The sequence below is a fragment of the Micromonospora sp. WMMD812 genome, assembly GCF_027497215.1.
GTDB lineage: Bacteria > Actinomycetota > Actinomycetes > Mycobacteriales > Micromonosporaceae > Micromonospora.
Map to the genome: position 1 here is coordinate 340,395 of NZ_CP114904.1, position 24,856 is coordinate 365,250.

Sequence of the window (24,856 nt, forward strand, 5' to 3'; positions counted from 1 at the left end):
CGTCAGCCCTTGAATACCTTCTCGGCCCCGGCCTGCCACTCGCGCAGGATCGCGTCGATCTGGTCGGGATTGTCGATGAACTTGGTCAGCGCCGTGTCCGCGGTGGGCTGGAGCGCGTCGCTGGAGTCGCGGTTGAAGAACTGGGTCAGCTCCGCGGCGCTCGCCAGCATCGCCTTGCCCTTGCTCACCAGCGGTGAGTCGGAGGTCTTGGCCTTCGAGTGGACCGGCAGCACGATCCCGGAGCTGGACTTCACGTACTCCTCCTGCGCCTCGACGGAGGCGAGGTAGGTGAGCAGCGCCTTGGTGCCGGCCGTGTTCTTCGTCTTGGCGCTGGCGAAGAAGCCGTCGGTCGGGGCCTCCTCGGCCACCGGGACGGCCGGGTCGATGATCGGGAACCGGAAGAAGTCCAGGTCGCCCAGGGCGTCCTTCGGAGCGGCGTCGGCGAAGAACGTGCCGATCAGGAACATGCCCGTCTTGCCGGCGAGCAGCGCGGTGGTCGCCTCCTGGAACGGGTACGCCTTGCCCTTCGGGTCGAAGTACGGCAGCGCCTCGCGCCAGCGGGTGAAGACCGCCTTGACCCTCGGGTCGTCGAAGCGCTGCTTGCCCGCCAGCAGTTCGCGGTGGAACGGCGCCCCGTTGATCCGGATGTTCAGGTAGTCGAACCAGGCCGAGGCGACCCAGGGGGTGTCGCCGAGGCCGATGCCGATCGGCGGGACGCCCTTGCCCTTGATGGTCTCGCAGAGGGTCAGGAACTCGGCCCAGGTCTTCGGCTCCTGGACGCCCCACTTGGCGAAGTTGCTCTTGCGGTAGAAGAAGCCCCACCAGTAGTTGGTCTGCGGCACGAAGACCTGCTTGCCGGAGGCGTCGGTGGAGAGGGTCTTCAGCGACTGCGGGAACTCGCCGAGCCCCTGCCAGACGTCGGAGACGTCGAGCAGCAGGCCCTTGCTGGCGTAGTCGTTGGCGACCGAGCCCGCGTACCAGGTGTAGAGGTCCGGCGGGTTAGCGGAGGTCAGGTAGGTCGGCAGCTGGGTGCGGAAGGTCTCCGAGGCGATCGTGTTGACCGACGCGGTGCCCTTGCCCTGCTTGTTGAAGCTGTCGATCAGCGTCTCGATCGCCGTCTTGGCCTGCGGCGACGAGAGGTTGGACTGGAGGGTCACGGTGCCGGAGGCGCCGCCGCCGGCCGGCCCGCTGGCGGAGCTGGCACAGGCGGACAGCAGCGGGCCGGCGCCGAGCACGCCCAGGCCGGCGAGTCCGAGGTGGCCGAGGAGCCGGCGTCGGCCGGGGTCGAAGTCGGTCACGGGGGGTCCCTTCCTATCGACACGCTGCGTAACGTGGCTGTGTGTCGGTGGTGTGAACGATGTGACCAGAAGGTTGCATCCGGCTCGCCTGACTGTCAAGATGTATTCGTAATTAATGGTTAAACGGCTGCCTGTGGGGTGTTGATGAGTCCGGACCCGCGTCGGTTGGACGGTAGAACAGCACTGGTCACGGGCGCGTACGGGGGTATCGGCGCGGCAACGGCCCGCCGGCTCGCCGCCGAGGGCGCCCGGGTCGCGCTGCTCGACGTCCGCGACTGCACCCCGTTGGCCGAGGAGGTGACCGCCGCCGGTGGCCGGGCACTGTCCGTAGTGGCCGACGTGTCCGACGAGGCGGCCTGGGCGGCTGCGGTGGCCGAGGTGCGCGCCGGGCTCGGCCCGGTGGACATCCTGGTCAGCAACGCCTACGCGGTGGAGGTGGCGCCGGCGCACCGGACCACCCGGGCGTCCTGGGACCACCAGCTCGGGGTGAGCCTCACCGGGGCGTTCCTCGGCGTCCGGGCCTGCCTGGACGACCTGGTCGCCCGGTCCGGCGCCGTGGTGCTGGTGTCGTCGGTGCACGCCCTGGTCGGGCTTCCCGGCCGGCCGGCGTACGCCGCGGCCAAGGGCGCGCTCGTCGCGCTCGGCCGCCAACTGGCCGTCGAGTACGGGCCGGCGGTGCGGGTCAACAGCGTGCTGCCCGGCCCGATCCTGACCGGCGCCTGGGACGGCATCGGCGAGGAGGACCGGCTCCGCAGCGTCGCGGAGACGGTCGCCAAGCGGTTCGGCACACCGGAGGAGGTGGCCGCCGTGGTGGCGTTCCTCGCCTCGCCGGACGCCGCGTACGTCACCGGCACCAGCCTGGTGGTGGACGGCGGTTGGACCGCGGTGAAAGCCTCAGCCTGAGAGATCGAGACCGACGAGCGAGAAGGCACGAAGAGACTTGGCACAGTACGCAGGCCGCGGCGTCCACGGACAGACCGTCGAGGTGATCGCCCGCCGCATCCTCAGCGGGGAGATCGCCGAGGGCGCCACCCTGAACCTCGCCGCCCTGCAGGAGGAGCTGGACGTCAGCCTCACCGCGCTGCGGGAGGCGCTGAAGGTCCTCACCGCCAAGGGCATCGTCGACGCGCGGCAGAAGCGCGGCACGTTCGTCCGCCCGCGGGCGGACTGGAACCTGCTCGACGGCGACGTGATCCGCTGGCAGTTCGCCGACGGCACCGATCCGATGCTGCTGGACAAGCTCCAGGAGGTCCGCGCGATCATCGAGCCCGCCGCGGCGCGGCTGGCCGCCGCCCGAGCCGCCGTGGACGATCTCGCCGTGCTCGACGCGGCGCTGGCCGACATGGCGGGCGCGCACGCCGACCCGGCCGCCGCGGTCGCGGCCGACCTCGCGTTCCACCGCGCGCTGCTCGCCGCCACCCACAACGAGCTGCTGGTCCGGATGGAGGTGGTGATGGAGACCGGCCTCGCTGAGCGCGACCGGCTGGTGCACGGCCACGGCGACGGCCACGACGACCCGGTGCCGAGCCACCGGGCGGTGGTCGACGCGATCCGGGCGGGCGACGAGGGCGCGGCCGAGACGGCGATGCGCGAACTGCTGGCGAAGGCGGTACGGGACGTGGAGAAGGTCCGCGAACAGCGGGGTGGCAACCGGTGAGCGCGAGGAGTGAGCTTGCGAGCCCCGCAGTCGCGAACGAGAGGTTCCACCGGTGAAGATCGAGCGGATCGAGACCTTCCTGGTCCCGCCGCGGTGGCTGTTCTGCCGGGTCGAGACCGACACCGGGCTGGTCGGCTGGGGCGAACCGGTGGTGGAGGGGCGCGCCGAGGTCGTCCGCGCCGCGGTCGAGGTGCTCGCCGAGTACCTCGTCGGCGAGGATCCGCTCCGCGTCGAGCAGCACTGGCAGGTGCTCACCAAGGGTGGGTTCTACCGGGGCGGGCCGGTGCTCTCCAGCGCCGTGGCCGGTCTGGACCAGGCGCTGTGGGACATCGCCGGCCAGGCGTACGGGGTGCCGGTGCACGCCCTGCTCGGCGGTCCGGTGCGGGACCGGGTCCGGATCTACTCCTGGATCGGCGGGGACGAGCCCGGCGAGATCGCCGACGCCGCTGAGGCGCAGGTCGCCGCGGGGCTGACCGGGCTGAAGATGAACGCCTGCGGCCGGCTCTCGCCGATCCCCACGCCGGCCGAGATCGACGCGGTCGTCGGCCGGGTCGCCGCGGCCAGGGCCGTGCTCGGCGACGACCGGGACATCGCGCTCGACTTCCACGGTCGGGCCGGGCTCGCCGCGGTCCGCCGCATCCTGCCCGAGTTGGCCCCGCTGCGGCCGTTCTTCGTGGAGGAACCGGTCCTGCCGGACCAGGCCCACCACCTGCGTGACGTCGTCGCCGCCTCGCCCGTGCCGGTGGCCACCGGGGAACGTCTCTACGGGCGGTCGGAGTTCCTCGCCCCGCTGCAGGCCGGGGTGGCGGTGGTCCAGCCGGACCTGTCACACGCCGGGGGCATCTCCGAGGTGCGGCGCATCGCGGCGCTCGCCGAGACGTACGGCGCGCTGCTCGCCCCGCACTGCCCGCTCGGCCCGATCGCCCTCGCGGCCAGCCTCCAGGTGGCCTTCGCGACGCCGAACTTCCTGATCCAGGAACAGAGCATCGGCATCCACTACAACGAGGACTCCGAGTTGCTGGACTACGTGGTCGACACGGAGCCGTTCCGGTTCGTCGACGGCCACATCGTCCGGTTCGACGGGCCCGGCCTCGGGATCAGCGTCGACGAGGCCGCCGTACGCAAGGCCGCGAAGAGCCCGCACGCCTGGCGCAACCCGGTCTGGCGGCACCCCGACGGCTCGTTCGCCGAATGGTGACCCCCGCCGGTCCCGGTCCGGACCGCGCCGTCGCCGGTGCGGCGCCGGCCACCCGATCCGCGCCGGCGGACGAGTCCCGCGGCGCCGACGACGCGCACGGCGCCGAGCGGCCGGTGCCGCTGCGGGTCGCCGCCGACCCCGCGCTCGGCGGGCGCTGGACCAGCCTCGCCGGCGGCGGCCGGGAGTGGCTCTGGCGGGGCCCGGAGCCCGGCCGGGCCGACGTCCGACCGGACGCGGCGTTCGTGGACGCCGGGGGGCTGGAGGAGTGCCTCCCGACCGTGCGGGGCCGCCCCGACCACGGCGAGGTCTGGTCGCGGCCATGGCGTGGGGCCGGCTCGGGTGTCGCTGTCATCGAGCGTCCGGAGTTCACCCTCACCCGCCGGCTGCGCGACGGCTCCGGCGTGGTGACCGCCGACTACCGGCTCGCCGCCGATCCGGGCTACCGCTTCGTGTGGGCCGCCCACGCCCTGCTCGACCTCTCACCGGCGGCCCGGCTCGAGGCCCCGGCCGGAACCCCGACCCGGCTCCACCCGGAGGCCGCCGTGCTACTGCCGCCCGGCGCGTGGCCCACCGGCCGGCCCTGGCTGACCGGCGACTGGCCCGCTCCCGCCGGTCTGGCACTGGACGCGCTCGGCCCCGACGACGGCACCGCCGTCGGCGCGGTCCTGGTGGACTGCCCCCGGGTCCGGGTGGTGGACGGGCCGGACGTGCTGACACTCGAACTGGAGTGCGCCGGCCAGCCCGTGGCCACCGCCCTCTGGCGCAACCTGCGCGGCTGGCCCGAGCCCCGCCCGTACCGCAGCGTCGGGGTGGAGCCGATGCTCGGCGCCGCGTTCGGCCTGGCCGACGCCGGTCCGGCGGACGCGGCGGTGGTGCCCTCCACCGGAGAGGTCGCCTGGCGGCTGACCGTCTCCGCCCACCGAACCGAAGGACATCGATGAACCTGACCGACGCCCTGCGTACCCATCGGCTGCTCGCCATCGTGCGCGGCCCGGACCCGGAGGCGGCGCTGGCCGCGGTGCTCACCCTGGCTGACAGCGGGGTCGCGCTGATCGAGGTGTCGCTGACCGGCGCGGACGCCCTCGGCACGCTGCGCCGGGCCCGGGCCGCGCTCGGGGCGGACTTCGCCCTCGGCGCGGGCACCGTGCTCACCGTCGAGGACGCCCGGGCGGCCGCCGAGGCGGGCGCGACCTTCCTGGTCACCCCGGCCCTCGCCGACAGTCTGGACGAGGCGGCCCGGCTCGGGCTGCCGGTGCTGGCCGGCGCCCTGACCCCGACCGAGGTCGTCCGCGCGCGGGCCGCCGGCGCCGCCGCGGTCAAGCTCTTCCCAGCGTCGCTCGGCGGCCCGGACTACCTCGGCGCGTTGCGCGACCCGTTCCCCGACACGCCGTTCGTGCCGGTCGGCGGGGTGGACGCCGAGGGCGCGCGGCGCTACCTGGACCGTGGGGCGATCGCCGTCGGCGTCGGGTCGCCGCTGCTCGGTGACTCGGTCCGGGGCGGCGACCCGGCCGCCCTGCGCGAGCGGGCGGCCGCCTTCCTGTCGGCGGTCCGGCAGTGACCGACGCGCCGACCGGCGGGCTTCCGCGCGGCGGTGCCCCCGCCGCCGACGCGCCGACCCGCGGGCTTCCGCGCGGCGCCGCGCCGGCCGCCGACCCGCCCGTCGGCCCGGCGCCCATCGACGTGCTCACTCTCGGCGAGACGATGGCCGCCTTCCGGACCACCGGCGCGCTGCGGCTCGGTGGCACCGCCGGCGTCTCGATCGCCGGTGCCGAGTCCACCGTGGCCATCGGGCTGGCCCGGCTCGGTCACCGGGCCGGCTGGATCGGCGTCACCGGGGCCGACGAGCCGGGCGCGCTGGTCCGCCGGACCCTGCGCGCCGAGGGCGTCGACCTGACCTGGTCGCGGGTGGAGCCGGGGGCGCCCACCGGGCTGATCCTGTTCGAGCCCCGGGTCGCCGACCTCAACCGGGTCACCTACTACCGGGCCGGCTCGGCCGGCTCCCGGCTGGCCCCGGCCGACGTGATCCGGGCGTTCGACGCGGTGTCGCCCCGGGTGCTGCACGTCACCGGCATCACCTGCGCACTCGGCGCCGGCCCGTACGCCGCCGTGCGCGTGGCCGTGGAGCGGGCCCACGCCGCCGGTGCGACGGTCTGCCTCGACGTCAACCACCGCAGCCGGCTCTGGTCGGTGGCCGAGGCCGCCGAGGCGCTGCGTCCGCTGCTGCCCGCGGTCGACGTGGTGGTCGCCTCCGACGACGAACTGCCCGTGCTCACCGACGCCGACGACCCGGTCGCCGCACTGCGCGCCGCCGGCGTGGACGAGGTGGTGGTCAAGCGCGGGGGCGACGGGGCGACCAGCCACCACGAGGGCGGCACCCTGCACCGGCCGGCCCGCCGGGTGCCGGTGGTCGAGACGATCGGGGCCGGCGACGCCTTCGTCGCCGGGTGGCTCTCCGCGCTGCTCGACGGCGCGGACGCGGCCGGGCGGCTGGACCGGGCGGTGACCACCGCCGCCTTCACCGTCGCCACCCGGGGCGACTGGGAGGGCCTGCCCGACCGGGCCGAGCTGCCCCTGCTCGACCACGAGCCAGGCACCGCGCTGCGCTGACCCCAGGAGGAGAGATGGAGCTGACCGACCCGACGCCGTGGAGCGCGGACCGCCTGGAGTTGGGCGAGGGCGCCCGCTGGGTGGACGAGCGCCTCGTCCTGGTCGACCTGCTCGCCGGCCGGCTGCTGGCCACCGGCGGTGACGGTCCCGGTCCACTGGACGAGCTGGGCCGGCTGGACGTGCCGCTCGGCGCGGTGGCGCCGGTCGCGGGGCGGCCGGGGGAGTGGCTCGTCGCCGCCAGCACCGGGGTCGCCCGACTCGGCGGGGACGGCGCGTACCGGCCGGTCGCCGACCTGGAGGGCGGCCGGCCGGAGCCGGCCCGGATGAACGACGCGGTGGCCGACCCGCACGGCCGATTCTGGGCCGGCAGCATGACGTACGCCGGGGTGCCCGGGGGCGGCTCGCTCTACCGGATGGATCCGGGCGCCGCTCCGGTCGCCGTGGTGACCGGGCTGACCATCGCCAACGGCCCGGCGTTCGACGGCGCCGGCACCACCATGTACCTGGCCGACACCCCGCGCGGGCACGTCGACCGGTTCACCGTGGACGCCCGCACTGGCGAGCTGAGCGGCCGGGAGCCGTTCCTGCGCCTGCGCCCGGCGGTGGACGGCGCTCCGGACGGGATGACCGTGGACGCGACCGACCACCTCTGGGTGGCGCTCTGGGGTGGCTCCGCGGTGCGCCGCTACCGGCCGGACGGCACGCTCGACCGGGAGATCCCGCTGCCGGCGGTCCAGCCGACCAGCGTCTGCCTGGGCGGCCCGGGCCTGCGCCGGCTCTTCGTGACGACTGCCGCGTACGGGCTGGCCGACCCCGGGCCGCTCGACGGCGCGCTGCTCGCGCTGGACGTGCCGGTCCCCGGGCGTCCCGCCGCGCCGGTCCCGGCGTGAGCCGGTGTCCGGGTGACGGGCCGGTGACCCACCACCCAGGCCAGGTGCGCGGGTCGGCCCGTACGATGCCGGCGTGATTCTTCGGGGAGAGATCCGGGCCGACGCGCCACTGGTCGTGCTGGCCGTCGAGGAGGAGGCGGCCCACCTGGACGGCGGCCTTCCGGTGCTGTTGACCGGCATGGGCAAGGTCAACGCCGCCGCCGCGCTGGCGGAGGTGCTGGCCGTCGGCCCGAAGCCGAGCCTGGTGCTCAACCTCGGCACCGCCGGGGCGCTGCGTCCGGGCTGGGCGGGCATCCACGAGATCGGCACGGTGCTCCAACACGACCTCGACACCGAGCTGCTGCGCACGCTCACCGGGCAGACGTACGGCGCGCCGCTGACCCTCGGCACGCAGACCCCGGTGCTGGCCACCGGTGACGCGTTCATCGCCGACGAGGACGCCCGGGCCCGGCTGGCCCGCCGGGCGGACCTGGTCGACATGGAGGGGTACGCGGTGGCCTGGGCCGCCGCCCGGGCCGGGGTGCCGTGCCGGCTGGTCAAGCGGGTCAGTGACGAGGCGGGCGAGGGCGCGGACCGGGCCTGGCGGGACGCGGTCGACGACTGCGCGCGGGACCTCGCCGACTGGGTCCGGGCCGAGTTCGGCTGAGCCGTGATGGGCCGGCTGCTCGCCGTCAGCGACCTGCACGTCGGGTACGCGGAGAACCGCGCGGTCGTCGACGGGCTGCGCCCCGGCTCCGACGAGGACTGGCTGATCGTGGCCGGCGACGTGGCGGAGCGGTTCGCGGACGTGCGGTCCACCCTGGCCCAGCTGCGCGACCGGTTCGCCACGGTGGTCTGGGCGCCCGGCAACCACGAGCTGTGGACGCCGCGCGACGACCCGGTCCCGCTGCGCGGCGAGGCGCGCTACCGGGAGCTGGTGGCGATGTGCCGGGAGCTGGGCGTGTGCACTCCCGAGGACGACTACCCGGTCTGGTCCGGCCCGGGCGGCCCGGTCACCGTCGCCCCGCTCTTCGTGCTCTACGACTACTCGTTCCGCGCCCCGGGCACGTCGACCAAGGCGGAGTCGCTGCGCCGGGCGTACGACGTGGGGGTGGTCTGCACCGACGAGATGCTGCTGCACCCCGACCCGTACCCGAGCCGGGACGCGTGGTGCGCCGCCCGGCTGACGGTGACCGAGCGCCGGCTGGCGGCCGTCGACCCGACCCGCTCCACGGTGCTGGTCAACCACTTCCCGCTGGTCCGCGAGCCGACCGACGTGCTGCGGTACCCGGAGTTCGCGCAGTGGTGCGGCACCGTGCGGACGGCCGACTGGCACCGGCGCTTCCGGGCCGCGGCGGTGGTCTACGGACACCTGCACATCCCGCGCACGACGTGGTACGACGGGGTCCGGTTCGAGGAGGTGTCGCTCGGCTACCCGCGGGAGTGGCGGCGGCGCGGCGCGCCGGCGGTGCCCCGGGTGATCCTTCCCGCGGCGCCGTCCGGCGGGGCGTGAACGCGCGGTGTGCCGGCGGGGCTTGAACCCCGTGCCGGACCGGCGGATGCTGAGAAGGACATCGACCGCCACCGATTGAATCGGAGGACCGGATGCGCCGTCTCCCGCTCGTCGCCCTCGTCCTGGCCGCGCTCCTGCTCGGCGCCCCCGCGGCCGCCCAGGCCCACCCCGACGCGGCCGCCCAGGCCCGCCCCCACCCGGCCCGCGCGGCCGCGGTGCTCGCCGAGGTGCACACCGCCGGCACCGCCTGGGGGCTCGACCCGGCCACCGGCCGGATGACCCTCACCGTCGACGACACCGTGACCGGGCGCGACCTCGCCACGCTGCGCGAGGCCGCCACCCGGGCCGGCGCCGAGCTGCGTCGCGAGCCCGGACAGCTGCGCACCCTGATCGCCGGCGGGCAGGCCGTCTACGGCGGCGGCGGACGCTGCTCCCTCGGTGCGAACGTCCGCAGCGGCGCCACGTCCTACTTCGTCACCGCCGGCCACTGCACCAGCCTCGCCGCCACCTGGTACGCCGACAGTGGACAGACCACGGTGCTCGGCACCCGGACCGGCAGCAGCTTCCCCGGCAACGACTACGGAGTGGTGCGCTACACCGGCACGACCCCTCGCCCCAGCGCGGTCTACACCTACCCGGGCCTGCTCACCATCAACGGCACCGCCAGCGCGTACGTCGGTCTGGCGGTCTGCCGCAGCGGGTCGACCACCGGCGTGCGCTGCGGCACCGTCACCGGGCTGAACCAGACCGTCAACTACGCCCAGGGCTCGGTGTCCGGGCTGATCCGCACCAACATCTGCGCCGAGCCGGGCGACAGCGGCGGACCGCTCTACGTCGCCGCCACCGGCCGCATCGTCGGCATCCTCTCCGGCGGCAGCGGCAACTGCACCAGCGGCGGCACCACCTACTACCAGCCGATCCAGGAGATCCTGGCGGCGTACGGCCTGACCATCCCCTGACCCGCGGCCCCGGCCAGCGAGCGCCCGCGGGTTACACCGCGCCCGTGGGCGCGCGGCGATGCCGCGCGTGCGGGTTATGCCTCTGCGGCATTTTTATGGCTCTTGTGACGTGTTTGTGGGTGGTTGGGCGCGTCCTTGATGGCGCACGCCGTTGTCCTGCCTAGGTTCTGGCTTGTCGAGGTCAGAACTGGATGGGCGGGAGAACGGCGTGCGTTCTGCCAGGGTATGGGCTGGGCTGCTCGGGGTCGAGCAGGCGGTGGTGGAGGGTGTGGAGTTCGATCCGGACGAGTCGGTGGTGGTGGCTCGGGTGCGGGTGCGTAAGGGCGCGTCGCGGCGGTGTCCGTATTGCCGGCGGCGGTGTGCCCGTTATGACGCTGGGGTGCGTCGTCGGTGGCGGGCGTTGGATCTCGGGACGGTGCGGGCGGTGATCGAGGCGGACGCGCCTCGGGTGTCCTGTCGGGTGCATGGGGTGGTCGTGGCGGCGGTGCCGTGGGCGCGTCACGGGGCGGGGCACACACGGGCGTTCGACGCGACGGTGGCGTGGTTGGCGGTGCACACGGCGAAGTCGGCGGTGTCGCAGCTGATGCGGGTCGGTTGGCGCACGGTGGGGTCGATCGTGGCCCGGGTATGGGCCGATACCGGTGGCCTTGAGGACCGGTATGACGGGTTGCGTCGTATCGGGATCGACGAGGTCAGCTACAAGAAGGGGCACCGGTATCTGACCGTGGTCGTGGACCATGACAGCGGCCGGTTGGTGTGGGCGGCGCCGGGTAGAAGCGCCACCACGTTACAGGCGTTCTTCGACCTGCTCGGTCCCGAGCGGGCCGCGAAGATCACGCACGTGTCGGCCGACGGCGCGGACTGGATCACGACGGTCGTGCGGCGCAGGTGCCCGAACGCGGTCCGCTGCGCCGACCCGTTCCACGTGGTGGCCTGGGCCACCGACGCCGTTGACCGGGTTCGCCGTCAGGCATGGAACGAGACCACCGGGCGAGGAGCCGGCCGCCGCGGTGTCGCCACCGGCGAGGCCCGAGAGCTGAAGAACACCCGCTGGGCGTTGTGGAAGAACCCCGACAACCTCACCGACGCCCAGCAGGCCAAACTCGCCTGGATCGCCAAGACCCATCCCCGCCTGCACCGGGCCTGGGCGTTGAAAGAGGGCCTACGGCTGGTGTTCACCCTGGCCAGGACCAGCCCGACCACGGCGGTCGAAGCCCTCGACCGGTGGATCGGATGGGCCCGACGCAGCCGCATCGACGTCTTCGTCGACCTGCAACGACGCGTCACGCGACACCGCGACCAGATCATCGCCGCCATCGAACACGGCCTGTCCAACGGCCGGATCGAGTCGGTCAACACCAAGATCCGCCTGATCACCCGGATGGCCTTCGGCTTCCACTCAGCCGAAGCCCTCATCGCCCTGGCCATGCTCAGCCTCGGCGGCCACCGACCCGAACTACCCCGACCATGACCCCGACCCACACATCAATCACAAGAGCCATTTTTATGACGCAGAGGCATAACCCTCGTCGAGGCATGGACCGGGGACCGCCACCCTGCTTGCCGCCGCCCGCCACGTCACGGCCGGGGCGAGCGGTGGTCCGGCCGGGCGGCGGCGGGCGGCACCGGGGTCAACCACCCGACGTCGCCTCAGCGGGCGTCGGCCGGCACCCGGTCCAGGAAGAGCAGCCGGGCCCGCTTCTCCGGGAGGTCGATCAGCGGCCCGGGCCGGAAGCCGGCACGGACGAACCGGGCGATGGCCCGGTCGTTGCGCGCGTCGGGCTCGACCACCAGCCGCTGCCGCCTCGGCTCGGCCCACAGGAAGTCGAGCAGCGCCCCGAGCAGCGCGCCGGTGAACCCGGGCTCGGTCCGGGCCGGCGGGCCGATCAGCAGGTGCAGGCCGAAGTCACCTGGCTGGACCGGGTAGCACTCGCCGACCGGGTCGGCCGCCGGCTCGTACGTCTGCAGCAGCGCCACCGGCCGCCCGTCCCGGTGCGCCAGGTAGGCGTGGTGCGTGTCCAGCGAGTCCACGTACGCGTAGAGCTCCCGGACCCGCTCCCGGCTGGCGTCCCGCATCCCCCAGAACCGGGCCCGCTCCTGGGTCACCCAACCGTGCAGCAGCTCGGCGTCCCGGTCCGGAACCACCGGCCGGATGGTGACCCGACCGAACCCGGGCACCTCCCGGTCGTGGTGGTGCGGGCCGGACGCGGGGAGTGGAGGGGCGGTGTTCCGGTCAGCGGTCATCTCGCTCCTCGGTCAGCTGGTCCCAGTCGGTGGTCACCGGCAGCAGGTCGCCGGCCAGCCAGGACGGTAGCTGGTCCTCGTGGTGGGCGTCGCCGGGCACCCCGGACGCGCCGAACGGCACCACCCAGCGGCTGCCCGCCCGGTCGGCGAGGTCCCACACGAAACGCGCCGCCGGCCCGCGCAGGCAGTCGTGGGTGACACCGGGGATGCTGGACGTGGCGAGCACGCAGTCGTGGTCGCCGGCGAGTTCGGGTACCGGGCCGGCGTGCGGGTGCGGCAACGCCTGCCACGGCGTGAGCCGGTGCAGCTCGCCCCACCGCGGCGGCCCGCCCCGCCCGGCGTCCCCGGCCGTGCCGCCCGGATCGGCCGGGCCCGCCGCCACCTCCTCGACGGCCGCGCGCAGCAGCGCGTCCGGGTCGACGCCGGGCAGCAGGGAACTGCCCAGCAGCGCCGGCACGGCGTAGGCGACCCGCGGGACCAGGGCGAGCCAGGGCTGGAACACCTCGGGGTACGGCGGCGGATCGGCGAGCGGGGCCAGCGCCGGGTGCGCGGCCAGCCGGCGCACCAGGGCCGCCCGGAACAGGGCGAACGCGGTGGCGTCGGTGCTGTCGGCGGCCATCCGGCGGTCCCAGCGCACCAGCCGGTCGCGCAGCGCCGCGGCCGCCGGCTCGAGCCCGGTGAGGCCGGCCAGTCGGGTGAGCAGCGGCTCGGCCGAGCCCAGGTACGTGTCGGTGTGCACGGCCGGCATCCGGTCGGCCGTCCAGTCCCGGCCGCTGTCGATCAGGTCGCGGATCCGGTCCGCCCGGTACGGCGGGGCGAACTCGACGCCCAGTGGCGACGCCAGCCCCCGCTCGTTCGCCATCACCGCGCAGCCGTCGACCTCGGCGGGGGGCAGCGGCGCGTACCAGCCCTGCCAGGCGTGCTCCGGCGCCCACGCCGGCACCACCCGCAACCGGTTCGCCGGGTGCCGCACCGGCACCGCGCCGGCGACGCGGTGCAGCAGCCCGCCCGCGGTGTCCGCCGCCTGCAGCACGTTGACCGGCTCGATCCAGCGGTCGACCGCCGCGTCCACGTCGTCGACGGTGCGGGCGCGCAGCAGCGCCGGCAGCGTGGCGAAGCCGAGGTCGGCCAGCACCCGGGGCGGGTAGCGGAGGCTGACGGCCGGCGCGTCGTCCGGCCCGCCGGCGACCACCGGGCCCCGGGCGGTCTCGATCACCTCCACCTCGACCGCGTCCGCCCCGGCGACCTCGACGGTCTCCGTGTGCACGGCGGCGGGCCGCCAGCCGTCCGGGCCGTACGCCTCCACGGCCTCGCCCCGGCGCCGCAGGCGCTCGACGTAGAGGTCCTGGTAGTCGGCCATCGCGTTGGTGATGGCCCACGCCACCCCGCCGGTGTGTCCGAAGTGGGCGACGCCCGGCACGCCCGGCACGGCCAGACCGACCACGTCGTACTCCGGGCAGGCCAGCCGGATCTGCTGGTACACCCCCGGGTCCTCGATGAACCGGTGCGGGTCGCCCGCGAGCAGCGCGGCGCCGGTCGCGGTCCGGTCGCCGGCCAGCAGCCAGCCGTTGCTGCCGGCGGTGGACGGCGCGTCGGCGGCGAAGAGGTTGGCCGCCGCCTCGCCGAGCCGGTGCGTGACGTGCTCGCGCCAGAGCTTCGTGGGAAAACCCGCGAAGAGGATGTGGTGGGCCAGCCACACCGCCAACGGTGTCCAGGGCTCCCACCGGCCGGGCGTCAGCCCGACCGCGGCGAACTCGGGTGACCGGGCGGCCCCGGTGGCCAGGCCCTCGTTGACGCCCTCCACATAGCCGCGCACCCAGTCGGTGGTCTCCGGGTCCAGGGCGGCGAAGCAGCGGTGCGCGGTGTCGTCGAGTCGGGCCTGCCGGGCGAACCGGTCCCAGCCGAGCGCCTCGGCGCCGAGGAAGGACGCGCTCGTGCCCCCGGCCCGGTGCCGTTCCACCTCGATCTGCCAGGCCCGGTCGTACGCGGTGACCCGGCCCTGGGCGACGGCGAGCGCCCGCGAGTCGGTGGCGCGCAGGTGCGGGATGCCCCACGCGTCCCGGAACACCCGGGCGGTCATGCCGGCTCCGGCGCGAGAGCGCCGGCCCGGCGGCGGGCGGCCGGGACGACGAGCGGTGTGCCGGTCTCCGGGTCGTCGATCACCCGGCAGGGCAGCCCGAAGACCTCCGCCACCAGGTCCGCGGTCACCACCTCACCGGGCGGGCCGGCGGCGACCACGCGTCCGTCACGCATCGCGATCAGGTGGGTGGCGTAGCGGGCGGCGTGGTTGAGGTCGTGCAGCACCGCGACCAGCGTGCGGCCCTGCTCCTCGTGCAGCCGGGCGCAGAGGTCGAGGATCTCGATCTGGTGGGCGATGTCCAGGTAGGTGGTCGGCTCGTCGAGCAGCAGCAGCGGGGTCTGCTGGGCCAGCGCCATGGCGATCCACACCCGTTGCCGCTGGCCCCCGGAGAGTTCGTCCACCGGCCGGTCGGCGAGGTCCGCCACGCCGGTGGCCGCCATCGACTCCTGCACCACCCGCTCGTCGTCGCGCGACCACTGCCGCAGCAGCCCCTGGTGCGGGTACCGGCCCCGGCCGACCAGTTCGGCGACCGTGATGCCGTCCGGGGCGATCGAGGACTGTGGCAGCAGGCCGAGGGTCCGGGCCACCTGACGGGCCGACCGGCGGTGGATGTCCTCGCCGTCCAGCAGCACCGCTCCGGCGGTCGGCCGGAGCATCCGGGACAGCGCGCGCAGCAGGGTGGACTTGCCGCAGGCGTTCGGGCCGATGACCACCGTGAACGACCGATCGGGAACGTCGACCGTCAGCTCCTCGGCGATGGTGCGCCGGTCGTAGGCCAGGGTCATCCCGGTGCCGCGCAGCCGCGTCGTGCCGGTCTCCATCGGTTCTCCGTTCTCGTCGCGGGCGCTCATATCCGCCCCGCCCTTCGTTCCACCGCCAGCAGCCAGACCAGGTACGCCCCGCCGATGGCGCCGGTGACCGCGCCGACCGGCAGCTGGTGCCCGGTGAACGCGCGCTGCGCCAACAGGTCGGCTCCGACCAGGAGTGTCGCGCCCAGGCACATCGAGGGCAGCAGGTTCGGCCCGGGCGAGCGGGTGAGTCTCCGGGCCAGGTGCGGCGCGGTCAGCGCCACGAACGACACCGGCCCCGCGGCGGCCGCCGCGAACGACACCAGGAGCACGGCCGCGGCGAGCAGCACCAGGCGTAGCCGCCGCACCGGGACGCCCAGCGCGCTCGCCGTGTCGTCGCCCATCTCCATCATCCGCAGGGCCGGACCGCAGCCGAGCAGCACCACCGGTGTGAGTATCGCGAGCACCGTGAGCAGCGGAAGCGCGTCGGACCAGCCTCGCCCGTCCAGGCTGCCGGTGAGCCAGAGCATCGCCCGGGCGGCGTCCATCAGCGGGGCACGGGTGAGCAGGTAGCCGTTGAACCCGGTGAGGATGGCGGAGACACCGATGCCGACCAGGACCAGCCGGTAGCCGTGTACGCCGTTGCGCCAGACGATCGCGTAGATCAGCAGGCCGGTCGCGAGGCCGCTGGCCACCGCCGCGCCGGAGAGCGCCAGACTGCTGCCGCCGAGCACGACCACCACCAGCGCGCCGGTGGCCGCGCCCTGGGTGAAGCCGAGCACGTCGGGGCTGCCCAGCGGATTCCGGACCAGGGACTGGAAGACGGCTCCGGCCAGTGCCAGGGCCGCGCCCTCCAGCAGCGCGGTGACCAGCCGGGGCAGCCGCAGCTCCTGGACGATGAACTCCTCGGCCGGGGTGCCGCCGCCGGCGAGGGTGCGCAGCACGTCGGCCGGGGACATCGGGTAGTCGCCGCCGGCCACGGCCAGAACGCCCAGGCCGGCGGCGAGCAGGGCGCAGCCGACGCCGACGGCCAGCGCGCGGGGGCGGAACCGCAGCGAGAGCCCGCCGGGACTACGGAGGACGATCACGCCGGTGCCACCCTCCGCCGGGTGACCAGCCACAGGAAGAGCGGCCCACCGAGCACCGCGGTGACCATCCCGACCTGCAGCTCGCCGGGCCGACCGAGCACCCGGCCGAGCACGTCGGCACCGAGCAGCAGCACCGGCGCGAGCACCGCGCAGTAGGGCAGCAGCCAGCGCAGGTCGGGCCCGGTCAGCGCGCGCACCAGATGCGGCACGAGCAGCCCGACGAACACGATCGGTCCGCAGGCCGCGGTGCTCGCGCCGCAGAGCAGGGTGACGGCCACGATGACGGCCGCCCGGATCAGCGCCGGGCGGGCGCCGAGCGACCGGGCCGCGTCGTCGCCGAGGGCGAGCGCATTGAGGGGACGCGCGGTGGCCAGCGCGACGAGCAGGCCGGCCGCCAGGAACGGCAGCACCCGGGTGACCGTCGCGGTGTCGGCGGAGGCCAGCGAACCGACCGTCCAGAACCGGAGGCGGTCCAGCGAGGCGGCGTCGAGCAGCATCACCGCGCTGACGTACGAGTAGAGCGTGGCGTTGAGCGCCGCGCCGGCCAGCGCGAGCCGGGCCGGGGTGGCGCCGCGTCCACCGCCGACCGCGTAGACGAGCGCGGTGACCACGGCCGCGCCGAGCAGCGCGAACCAGACGTAGCCGCCGAGGGCGGTCACGCCGAGGATGGCGGCGGTGGCGACCGCGGCGGAGGCGCCGGCGTTGATGCCGAGCAGGCCGGGGTCGGCGAGCGGGTTGCGGGTCAGCGCCTGCATCACCGCGCCGGCCAGGCCGAGCGCCATGCCGGCGAGCAGGCCGAGCAGGGTCCGGGGCAGCCGCATCTGGTGCACCACCGCGTACTCGGCCGAGTCGGGGTCCCGCAGGCCCGACCAGACGTCGGCGAGCGGGAGTTGCTTCGCGCCCACGGCGATGCTGAGTACGACGACGACGGCGAGCAGCAGCAGCGCGGCGACCAGGCCGACGGCCCGTGCCGTGGTGCGGCCACGTCGGGGTGGGCTCGGCGTGGGCGGCGCCGCAGCACGGTCACCGAGGGGTGCCGATTGGATGACGGACAGTGTGGGCTCCGATGTGGGGAAACGCCGGACAGGCTTGACAGCGAATTAGGTTAGGTTAACCTAACCCCGCTGTCCATTGGTCGTACCCGACCCTGACCGAAAAGACGTCACCATGCTTGATCCCGTCACCGCCCGCCGCCTCTCCCGCCGCAGCCTGCTGGCTGGTGGGGCCGTCACGTTAGCCGCCCTGGTGGCCGGCTGTGGGGGCGGCGACGACGCTGCCGCGCCGGCCGGAGGCAGCACCGGTGGTCCCTGGTCGTTCACGGACGACCGCAACGAGAAGGTTTCCGCCGGCAGCCGGCCCACCAGGGTGGTGGCCTTCACCGGCACGGCGGCGGCCCTGGTCGATTTCGGACTCGACAAGCAGCTCGTCGGTGTCTTCGGCGAGACGAAGCGAGCCGACGGCTCGGTCGACCCGCAGGCCGGCGACCTCAACGTGGAGAGCGTGGAGATCCTCGGGAACGTGTGGGGCGAGTTCAGCGTCGAGAAGTACGCGGCCCTGCGTCCGGAGCTGCTGGTCACGCACCAGTACGACCCGGGCGCCCTCTGGTACGTGCCGGACGAGAGCAAGAACAAGATCCTCCCGCTCGCGCCCAGCGTGGCGATCACCACGGCCCGGGTGCCGATGACCAAGCCGATCGAGCGGTACGCCCAGCTCGCCGAGTCGCTCGGCGCGGACCTGTCGGCCAAGAAGGTCACCGAGGCGAAGGCCCGCTTCGAGGCGGCCGCCGAGTCGGTCCGGCAGGCGGTGAAGGCGAACCCCGGCATCAAGGTCATGGCCTCCTCCGGCAGCCCCGACCTGTTCTACGTCTCCAACCCGAAGGTCAGCACCGACCTGATGTACTTCGCCGAACTCGGCGTGGACATCGTGGTGCCCACCAAGCTCGAATCCGGCGACTACTTCGAGGCGCTCAGCTGGGAGAACACCGGCAAGTTCCCGGCGGACCTGATCCTGCTCGACAACCGCAGCACCGCGTTGCAGCCCAAGGACCTCGCCGCGAAGCCCACCTGGGCGCAGCTCCCGGCGGTGAAGGCCAACCAGGTCACCCCGTGGGACGCGGTGCCCCGCTTCTCGTACGCCGGTGCGGCCCCGCTGCTGGAGAACCTGGCCACGGCGATCCGGGCCGCGAAGAAGGTCAGTTGATGGGCGCCCCCATCGCCCAGCAGTACCGCCTCTACCCGGCGCGGGTCGTCGGCGTGACCCGGATCGGGGCCAGCACCGTCCGGGTCACCTTCGGCGGGGCGGAGTTGGCCGGGTTCGCCGGCGGCGGCCGGGACCAGAGCGTGTCGCTCTTCCTGCCGCACCCCGGGCAGCCCGCCCCGGTGCTGCCCGCCCAGGACGGCGGGGAGGACTGGTTCGGCGCGTACCGCGCGCTCGACCCGGAGGTCCGGGCGGTCATGCGGTCGTACACCATCCGGGCGCAGCGCCCGGAGCACGCCGAGGTGGACATCGACTTCGTCGTCCACGGCGACACCGGCCCGGCCTCCCGCTGGGCGGGCCGGGCCGGTGCCGGTGACCAGGTGGTGCTGCTCGGCCCGACCACGGCCGACAACCGCAGCGTCTGCTTCCGGCCGCCGGACGACACCGGCCTGATCCTGCTCGCCGCGGACGAGACCGCGCTGCCCGCGGTCGGCGGGATCCTCGACTGGCTGCCCGCCGGCACCCGCGTCCGGGCCTGGATCGAGGTGCCCGACGCCGCCGACATCCAACAACTGTCCACCGCGGCGCAGGCCGAGGTCCGCTGGCTCGTGCGGGGCAGCACCCCGCCCGGCAGCCGCCTGCTGGTCGACGCGGTCCGCGCCGCCCGGCTGCCCGCCGGCACCCCGTACGCCTGGGTCGCCGGCGAATCCTCCATCGTCCGCGCCGTCCGCCGGCACCTGGTCGCCGAGCGCGACCTGGACCGGCGACGGGTCACCTTCTCCGGCTACTGGCGTCAGGGCGCCTCCGAGGACACCCTGCGCGCCGAAACGCTCACCGCCGCCGCCTGATCCGCCGCCGCCCCGACCGTCGCCGCCTGACCGCCGCCTGACCGCGGCCACGACCCCGCCCGCCGTCCTGCCGCCGCACCGTCGGAGGCGGGTTCCGGCTGCCCGAAACTCCGCAACCGAGCGTGGAGGACCTGCCCATGACTCTGCCGGGACACACCGCCGATCTCGTCACCGCATCACCCGGATCGCCCGCCCGGGCCCACCTGCTGCACGGCGGCAACCTCGCCCGGTACCGCGCCGCGCTCGCCGACGGCGTCGACCGGGTCGCCCGCCGGGTGGCCATCGCGGACCGCCCGTTCACCGGCGTCAGCCCGGACGCGCTGGCCCCGCGAATCGCCGGTATCGACCTGGACCGGCCGCTCGGCGACGCCGGCGCCGCCCTCGACGAACTGGAGGACGTCTACCTGCGCGACGCCGTCCTGTTCCACCACCCCCGCTATCTGGCCCACCTGAACTGCCCGGTGGTGATCCCTGCGCTGCTCGGCGAGGCGGTGCTCACCGCCGTGAACTCCTCGATGGACACCTGGGACCAGAGCGCCGGAGCGACGCTCGTCGAACGCCACCTGATCGACTGGACCGCGGCGCGGATCGGCCTCGGCGCGGACGCCGACGGGATCTTCACCAGCGGCGGCAGCCAGTCCAACCTGCAGGCGCTGCTGCTGGCCCGCGAGGAGGCGTGTCTGGTGGCGCCGACCGCGGACGCCCGCCGCGAGCTGCTGCCCCGGCTGCGCGTGCTCACCTCCGCCGCCGGGCACTTCAGCGTGCAGAAGTCGGCGAAGCTGCTCGGCCTCGCCCCGGACGCCGTGGTGACCGTCGAGACCGACCCGCAGCGCCGCATGGTGCCCGCCGCGGTCCAGCGGGAGATCGCCCGCTGCCGGCGCGAGGGCCTGGTGGTGATGGCGGTGGTCGCCACGGCCGGCACCACCGACTTCGGCTCGATCGACCCGCTGCTCGAGATCGCCGCCGTGGCCGCCGCGGCCGGCGTGTGGCTGCACGTCGACGCCGCGTACGGCTGCGGGCTGCTGGTCTCGCCGACCCGCCGGCACCTGCTCGACGGCATCGAGCGGGCCGACTCGGTGACCGTCGACTACCACAAGTCCTTCTTCCAGCCGGTCAGCTCCAGCGCGCTGCTGGTCCGGGACCGTCGGGTGCTGCGGTACGTCACCTACCACGCCGACTACCTCAACCCCGCCCGGATGGTCGCGCAGCGGATTCCCAACCAGGTGGACAAGAGCCTCCAGACCACCCGCCGCTTCGACGCCCTCAAGCTCTGGCTCACCCTGCGGGTCATGGGCCCGGACGCGGTCGGCGCGCTCTTCGACGAGGTGGTCGACCGGGCGGCCGGCGCCTGGGAGCTGGTCAGCGAGGACCCCCGGTTCGAGGTGGTGACCCGCTCGCCGCTCAGCACGGTGGTGTTCCGCTACCTGCCCACCGGCCCCGGTCGGGACCTGGCCGACGCCGCGAACCTGCACGCGCGGGAGGCGCTGGCCGCCTCCGGCGCGGCGCTGGTCGCGGGGACCACCGTGGACGGCCGGCACTTCCTCAAGTTCACCCTGCTCAACCCCGAGACCACCCTCGACGACATCGGGTACGTGCTGGAACTCATCGCCGAGCACGCGAGCCGGTACGTGCACGAGCGGACCACCGCCGACCTCAGCTGCCAGGTCGGCTGACCCCGTGAACCCGAACCCACGCCTGGAGGGCCGGATGTCCACGCATGACTTCATCGCCATCGGCCTCGGCCCGTACAACCTGGGCCTGGCCTGCCTCACCGCGCCGATCACCGAGCTGGACGGCGTGTTCCTCGAATCCCGCCAGGGCGTCGACTGGCACCCCGGCATGCTGCTCGACTCGGCCCGGCTGCAGACCCCGTTCCTGGCCGACCTGGTCAGTCTCGCCGACCCGACCTCGCCGTTCTCGTTCCTCAACTACCTCAAGGAGACCGGGCGGCTCTACCCGTTCTACATCCGGGAGAGCTTCTACCCGCTGCGCAGCGAGTACAGCGCCTACTGCCGGTGGGCCGCCGCGAAGCTGCCCAACCTGCGCTTCGGCCACGAGGTCACCACGGTCGAGTACGACACCGCCGACGACCGGTACGTCGTGCACGCGCGGGTCGGTGACGGCGAGACGGTGACCTACCGGGCCCGGCACCTGGTGCTCGGCACCGGCACCCCGCCGCACCTGCCGCCCGCCTGCGCGGGGCTGACCGGCGACGCCGTGCACAACTCGACCTACCTGCAGCACCGCGTCGCGCTGCGGACCAAGCGGAGCATCACCGTGATCGGCAGCGGGCAGAGCGCCGCCGAGATCTACCACGACCTGCTCACCGACATCGACACCTACGGCTACCAGCTGAACTGGGTCACCCGCTCGCCCCGGTTCTTCCCCCTCGAATACACCAAGCTCACCCTGGAGATGACCTCACCGGACTACGTGGACTACTTCCACGCCCTGCCCGAGGACATCCGCTACCGCCTGGAGTCGGAGCAGAAGGGGCTGTTCAAGGGGATCAGCGCCGACCTGGTGGACGGCATCTTCGACCTGCTCTACGAGCGCAGCGTCGACGGGCCGGTGAACACCCGGCTGCTCACCAACACCGAGCTGAGCAGCGCCGAACACGACGAGGCGACCGGCACGTACACGCTGGGGCTGCGCCACGTGGAGCAGGACCGCGAGTTCAGCCTGCGCACCGAGGGTCTGGTGCTGGCCACCGGCTACCACTACCGCACCCCGGCGTTCCTCGAACCGGTGCGGGACCGGATCCGCTGGGACACGCGCGGCCGCTTCGACGTGGCCCGCAACTACAGCATCGACCACACCGGCCGGGGGATCTTCCTCCAGAACGCCGGCACGCACACGCACAGCATCACGTCGCCCGACCTCGGCATGGGCCCCTACCGCAACTCCTGGATCATCCGGGAGCTGCTCGGCCGTGAGCACTACTCGATCGAGAAAAGCATCACCTTCCAGGAGTTCGGCACGCCGGCGGGGGCGATCTCATGACCGTCTTCACCCGCGTCGACCCCCGGCTGGGGGAGTTCGCGCTGCGCGCGCTCGACCCGGACGCGGACGCGCCGCTGCTGCACGGCTGGGTCACCCACCCGAAGGCGGCGTTCTGGCTGATGCAGGACGCCGACGTGGCCCGGGTCGCCGAGGAGTACCGGCGCATCGCCGAGCACCCGCACCACGACGCGTTCCTCGGACTGCACCGGGGCCGCCCGGCGTTCCTGGCCGAACGGTACGACCCCGCGCACGTCGAACTCGTCGGCCTGCACGACGCCCGCCCCGGCGACGTGGGCATGCACTTCCTCTGCGCGCCGGCCGACAGCCCCGTGCACGGCTTCACCCGCGCGGTGATCACCACCGTCATGGCCTGGCTCTTCGCCGACCCGGCGACCCACCGGGTGGTGGTCGAGCCGGACGTGCGCAACACCGCGGTCCACGCGCTGAACGCGGCGGTCGGCTTCGAGGTCGTCGGCACGATCACCAAACCCGAGAAGGACGCCCTGTTGAGCATCTGCACCCGCGAGCGGTTCCTGGCCGCCACCGGCGTGCCCGCCCCGGACGCCGCCACCGGCGCGCCCACTCACGAAGGAGCCACCGCGTGACCGTCGCCGACCCCGCCGCCCACCTCACGCCGGCGCACTGGGACCGGGCGAACCGGTTGCTGGTCCGCAAGGCGCTCGCGGAGCTCACCCACGAGCGGCTGATCACCCCCGTGCCCGCCGAAGCGCCCGCCGCCGTCGCCGCCGACGCGCCCGCCTCCGCCGGAGCGTCGGCCGGGGACCACCGCCGCTGGTACGTGGTCCGCAGCGACGACGGTACGGTGACGTACCGGTTCGCCGCCCGGCTGTTCGCCCTGGAGCACTGGCAGATCGACGCCGAGAGCATCACCCGGCAGCGCGACGTCGCGGATCTTCCGCTCGACGCGGTCGACCTGGTCATCGAGCTGCGCGAGACGCTCGGGCTCTCCGCCCGGGTCCTCCCCGTCTACCTGGAGGAGATCACCTCCACGCTGGCCGGCACCGCGTACAAGCTGGGCCGTCCGCCGACTCCCGCGGCGGAGCTGGCCCGGGCCGACTTCCAGACCATCGAGACCTCGATGACCGAGGGCCACCCCTGCTTCGTCGCCAACAACGGCCGCCTCGGCTTCGGCCTCGACGAGTACCACCGCTACGCCCCCGAGGCGGCCCGGCCGGTCCGGCTTATCTGGCTGGCCGCGCACCGCGACCACGCGGCGTTCAGCTGCGCCGCCGACCTCGACTACGACACCCTGGTCCGGGGCGAGCTGGGCGCGGAAACCCTGGACCGGTTCGCCGACACGATGACCGGGCTCGGCCTCGACCTCGCCGACTACCTGCTGATCCCGGTCCACCCCTGGCAGTGGTGGAACAAGCTCTCGGTCACGTTCGCCGGCGAGGTCGCCCAGCGCCGGCTGGTCCACCTCGGCCCCGGCCCCGACGAGCACCTCGCCCAGCAGTCCATCCGCACCTTCTTCAACGTCACCGACCCGGCCCGGCACTACGTCAAGACCGCGCTCTCGGTGCTCAACATGGGCTTCATGCGGGGCCTGTCGGCCGCGTACATGGCGGCCACGCCGGCCATCAACGACTGGCTCGCCGACCTGATCGCCGCCGACGAGGTCTTCAAGGACACCGGGCTCACCGTCATCCGGGAGCGGGCCGCGGTCGGCTACCGGCACCGCCAGTACGAGGCCGCCACCGACCGCTACTCCCCGTACCGCAAGATGCTGGCCGCCCTCTGGCGGGAGAGCCCGGTGCCCGGCCTGGAACCCGGCCGGCGGCTGGCCACCATGGCCTCGCTGCTGCACGTCGACACCGACGGCGGCTCGCTCGCCGCCGCCCTGGTCGACCGGTCCGGCCTGGCGCCCGAGGAGTGGCTGCGCCGCTACCTGGACGCGTACCTGACGCCGCTGCTGCACGCCTTCTACGCCTACGACCTGGCGTTCATGCCGCACGGCGAGAACGTCATCCTCGTCCTCGACGACCGGGACACCGTCGAGCGGGTGATCTTCAAGGACATCGCCGAGGAGATCGTGGTGATGAGCGCCGACCGGCCGCTGCCGCCGGCGGTCGAGCGGATCCGCGCCGACGTCCCGGAGGACATGAAGCTCCTGTCCATCTTCACCGACGTCGTGGACTGCTTCCTGCGGCACCTGGCCGCCGTCCTGGTCGAGGCCGGGACGCTCACCGAGGAGGCCTTCTGGCGTACGGCCGCGGCCTGCGCCGCCGACTACCTGGACGGCGTCCCGCAGCTCGCCGAGCGCGCCCGCCGGTACGACCTGTTCGCCCCGGAGTTCGCGCTGTCCTGCCTCAACCGGCTCCAGCTGCGCGACAACCAGCAGATGGTCGACCTCGCCGACCCCTCGGCGGCACTGCAACTCGTCGGCACCCTGACCAACCCCCTCGCCCGGTACGCGCCCGAGGCGGTGAGACGCACGCGTATGTGATCGGGGCGCTCACGGATGGTCCACCGGTGCCGGCGCACCGT

23 protein-coding genes are annotated in these 24,856 nt (G+C 74.1%); 17 read left to right on the forward strand and 6 right to left on the reverse strand.

The features are described 5' to 3' along the window. Positions 1-2 precede the first annotated feature (2 nt). Positions 3-1,298, reverse strand: coding sequence for an extracellular solute-binding protein (locus tag O7603_RS01475; RefSeq protein WP_281573851.1), 1,296 nt, complete (start codon positions 1,296-1,298; stop codon positions 3-5). Positions 1,299-1,442: 144 nt separating this feature from the next. Between O7603_RS01475 and O7603_RS01480 the strand changes: the two genes are divergently transcribed. The 11 genes from O7603_RS01480 (at position 1,443) to O7603_RS01530 (ending at position 11,572) form a co-directional block, all read left to right on the forward strand. Next, the gene (locus O7603_RS01480) at positions 1,443-2,201 is read left to right on the forward strand and encodes an SDR family NAD(P)-dependent oxidoreductase (protein ID WP_281573852.1); all 759 of its coding nucleotides are present in this window, start codon (positions 1,443-1,445) and stop codon (positions 2,199-2,201) included. 37 nt (positions 2,202-2,238) lie between these two features. Next, positions 2,239-2,955 (forward strand): FCD domain-containing protein, encoded by a 717-nt coding sequence (locus O7603_RS01485; RefSeq protein ID WP_281573853.1) that lies wholly within the window; start codon positions 2,239-2,241, stop codon positions 2,953-2,955. A 52-nt stretch (positions 2,956-3,007) separates the two neighbouring features. Then, positions 3,008-4,153 (forward strand): galactonate dehydratase, encoded by a 1,146-nt coding sequence (gene dgoD / locus O7603_RS01490; RefSeq protein WP_281573854.1) that lies wholly within the window; start codon positions 3,008-3,010, stop codon positions 4,151-4,153. Next, the gene (locus O7603_RS01495) at positions 4,147-5,094 is read left to right on the forward strand and encodes a hypothetical protein (protein ID WP_281573855.1); all 948 of its coding nucleotides are present in this window, start codon (positions 4,147-4,149) and stop codon (positions 5,092-5,094) included. Before dgoD ends, O7603_RS01495 begins: the two co-directional genes overlap by 7 nt. Next, positions 5,091-5,711 (forward strand): bifunctional 4-hydroxy-2-oxoglutarate aldolase/2-dehydro-3-deoxy-phosphogluconate aldolase, encoded by a 621-nt coding sequence (locus tag O7603_RS01500; RefSeq protein WP_281573856.1) that lies wholly within the window; start codon positions 5,091-5,093, stop codon positions 5,709-5,711. The genes O7603_RS01495 and O7603_RS01500 overlap by 4 nt, the downstream gene beginning before the upstream one ends. After that, positions 5,708-6,760 carry a sugar kinase gene (locus tag O7603_RS01505; protein WP_281573857.1) on the forward strand — a complete coding sequence of 351 codons (1,053 nt, stop codon included), beginning with the start codon at positions 5,708-5,710 and terminating at the stop codon, positions 6,758-6,760. Before O7603_RS01500 ends, O7603_RS01505 begins: the two co-directional genes overlap by 4 nt. A gap of 14 nt (positions 6,761-6,774) precedes the next feature. Beyond that, the gene (locus O7603_RS01510) at positions 6,775-7,650 is read left to right on the forward strand and encodes an SMP-30/gluconolactonase/LRE family protein (protein ID WP_281573858.1); all 876 of its coding nucleotides are present in this window, start codon (positions 6,775-6,777) and stop codon (positions 7,648-7,650) included. Positions 7,651-7,723: 73 nt separating this feature from the next. Further along, positions 7,724-8,296: a nucleosidase gene (locus tag O7603_RS01515; RefSeq protein WP_281573859.1), complete on the forward strand. Its 573-nt coding sequence runs from the start codon at positions 7,724-7,726 to the stop codon at positions 8,294-8,296. A gap of 6 nt (positions 8,297-8,302) precedes the next feature. Next, entirely contained in the window at positions 8,303-9,142 is an 840-nt protein-coding gene (locus O7603_RS01520; RefSeq protein WP_281573860.1) for a metallophosphoesterase, read from the forward strand. Between the two features lie 92 nt (positions 9,143-9,234). Further along, on the forward strand, positions 9,235-10,101 hold the full coding sequence (locus O7603_RS01525) for a S1 family peptidase (protein WP_281573861.1): 867 nt from the start codon (positions 9,235-9,237) through the stop codon (positions 10,099-10,101). A gap of 208 nt (positions 10,102-10,309) precedes the next feature. Next, the gene (locus O7603_RS01530; RefSeq protein ID WP_281572460.1) at positions 10,310-11,572 is read left to right on the forward strand and encodes an ISL3 family transposase; all 1,263 of its coding nucleotides are present in this window, start codon (positions 10,310-10,312) and stop codon (positions 11,570-11,572) included. Between the two features lie 179 nt (positions 11,573-11,751). On the opposite strand, the gene O7603_RS01535 is transcribed toward O7603_RS01530, so the two are convergent. From O7603_RS01535 to O7603_RS01555, 5 genes are all read right to left on the reverse strand, one after another. Beyond that, entirely contained in the window at positions 11,752-12,345 is a 594-nt protein-coding gene (locus tag O7603_RS01535; RefSeq protein WP_281573862.1) for a GNAT family N-acetyltransferase, read from the reverse strand. Then, entirely contained in the window at positions 12,335-14,425 is a 2,091-nt protein-coding gene (locus tag O7603_RS01540; protein WP_281573863.1) for a penicillin acylase family protein, read from the reverse strand. The genes O7603_RS01535 and O7603_RS01540 overlap by 11 nt, the downstream gene beginning before the upstream one ends. Next, entirely contained in the window at positions 14,422-15,210 is a 789-nt protein-coding gene (locus O7603_RS01545) for an ABC transporter ATP-binding protein (RefSeq protein WP_281576572.1), read from the reverse strand. Before O7603_RS01545 ends, O7603_RS01540 begins: the two co-directional genes overlap by 4 nt. Before the next feature lie 62 nt (positions 15,211-15,272). Continuing rightward, complete coding sequence (locus O7603_RS01550; RefSeq protein WP_281573864.1) at positions 15,273-16,301, reverse strand: iron chelate uptake ABC transporter family permease subunit; 1,029 nt, start codon at positions 16,299-16,301, stop codon at positions 15,273-15,275. Next, on the reverse strand, positions 16,298-17,347 hold the full coding sequence (locus O7603_RS01555) for an iron chelate uptake ABC transporter family permease subunit (RefSeq protein ID WP_281576573.1): 1,050 nt from the start codon (positions 17,345-17,347) through the stop codon (positions 16,298-16,300). Before O7603_RS01555 ends, O7603_RS01550 begins: the two co-directional genes overlap by 4 nt. Before the next feature lie 121 nt (positions 17,348-17,468). Here O7603_RS01555 and O7603_RS01560 point away from each other — a divergent pair, with 121 nt between their 5' ends. The 6 genes from O7603_RS01560 to O7603_RS01585 all read left to right on the forward strand — a co-directional run bounded on the left by O7603_RS01560 (position 17,469) and on the right by O7603_RS01585 (position 24,815). Next, positions 17,469-18,500, forward strand: coding sequence for an ABC transporter substrate-binding protein (locus O7603_RS01560; protein WP_281573865.1), 1,032 nt, complete (start codon positions 17,469-17,471; stop codon positions 18,498-18,500). Next, positions 18,500-19,345: a siderophore-interacting protein gene (locus O7603_RS01565; protein WP_281573866.1), complete on the forward strand. Its 846-nt coding sequence runs from the start codon at positions 18,500-18,502 to the stop codon at positions 19,343-19,345. Before O7603_RS01560 ends, O7603_RS01565 begins: the two co-directional genes overlap by 1 nt. Positions 19,346-19,482: 137 nt before the next feature. Next, positions 19,483-21,018, forward strand: coding sequence for an aspartate aminotransferase family protein (locus tag O7603_RS01570; RefSeq protein WP_281573867.1), 1,536 nt, complete (start codon positions 19,483-19,485; stop codon positions 21,016-21,018). 34 nt (positions 21,019-21,052) lie between these two features. Continuing rightward, complete coding sequence (locus O7603_RS01575; protein ID WP_281573868.1) at positions 21,053-22,348, forward strand: lysine N(6)-hydroxylase/L-ornithine N(5)-oxygenase family protein; 1,296 nt, start codon at positions 21,053-21,055, stop codon at positions 22,346-22,348. Continuing rightward, positions 22,345-22,953, forward strand: a complete 609-nt coding sequence (locus O7603_RS01580; protein WP_281573869.1) for a GNAT family N-acetyltransferase — start codon at positions 22,345-22,347, stop codon at positions 22,951-22,953. Before O7603_RS01575 ends, O7603_RS01580 begins: the two co-directional genes overlap by 4 nt. Continuing rightward, positions 22,950-24,815: an IucA/IucC family siderophore biosynthesis protein gene (locus tag O7603_RS01585; protein WP_281573870.1), complete on the forward strand. Its 1,866-nt coding sequence runs from the start codon at positions 22,950-22,952 to the stop codon at positions 24,813-24,815. The genes O7603_RS01580 and O7603_RS01585 overlap by 4 nt, the downstream gene beginning before the upstream one ends. The last annotated feature ends 41 nt before the right edge of the window (positions 24,816-24,856 follow it).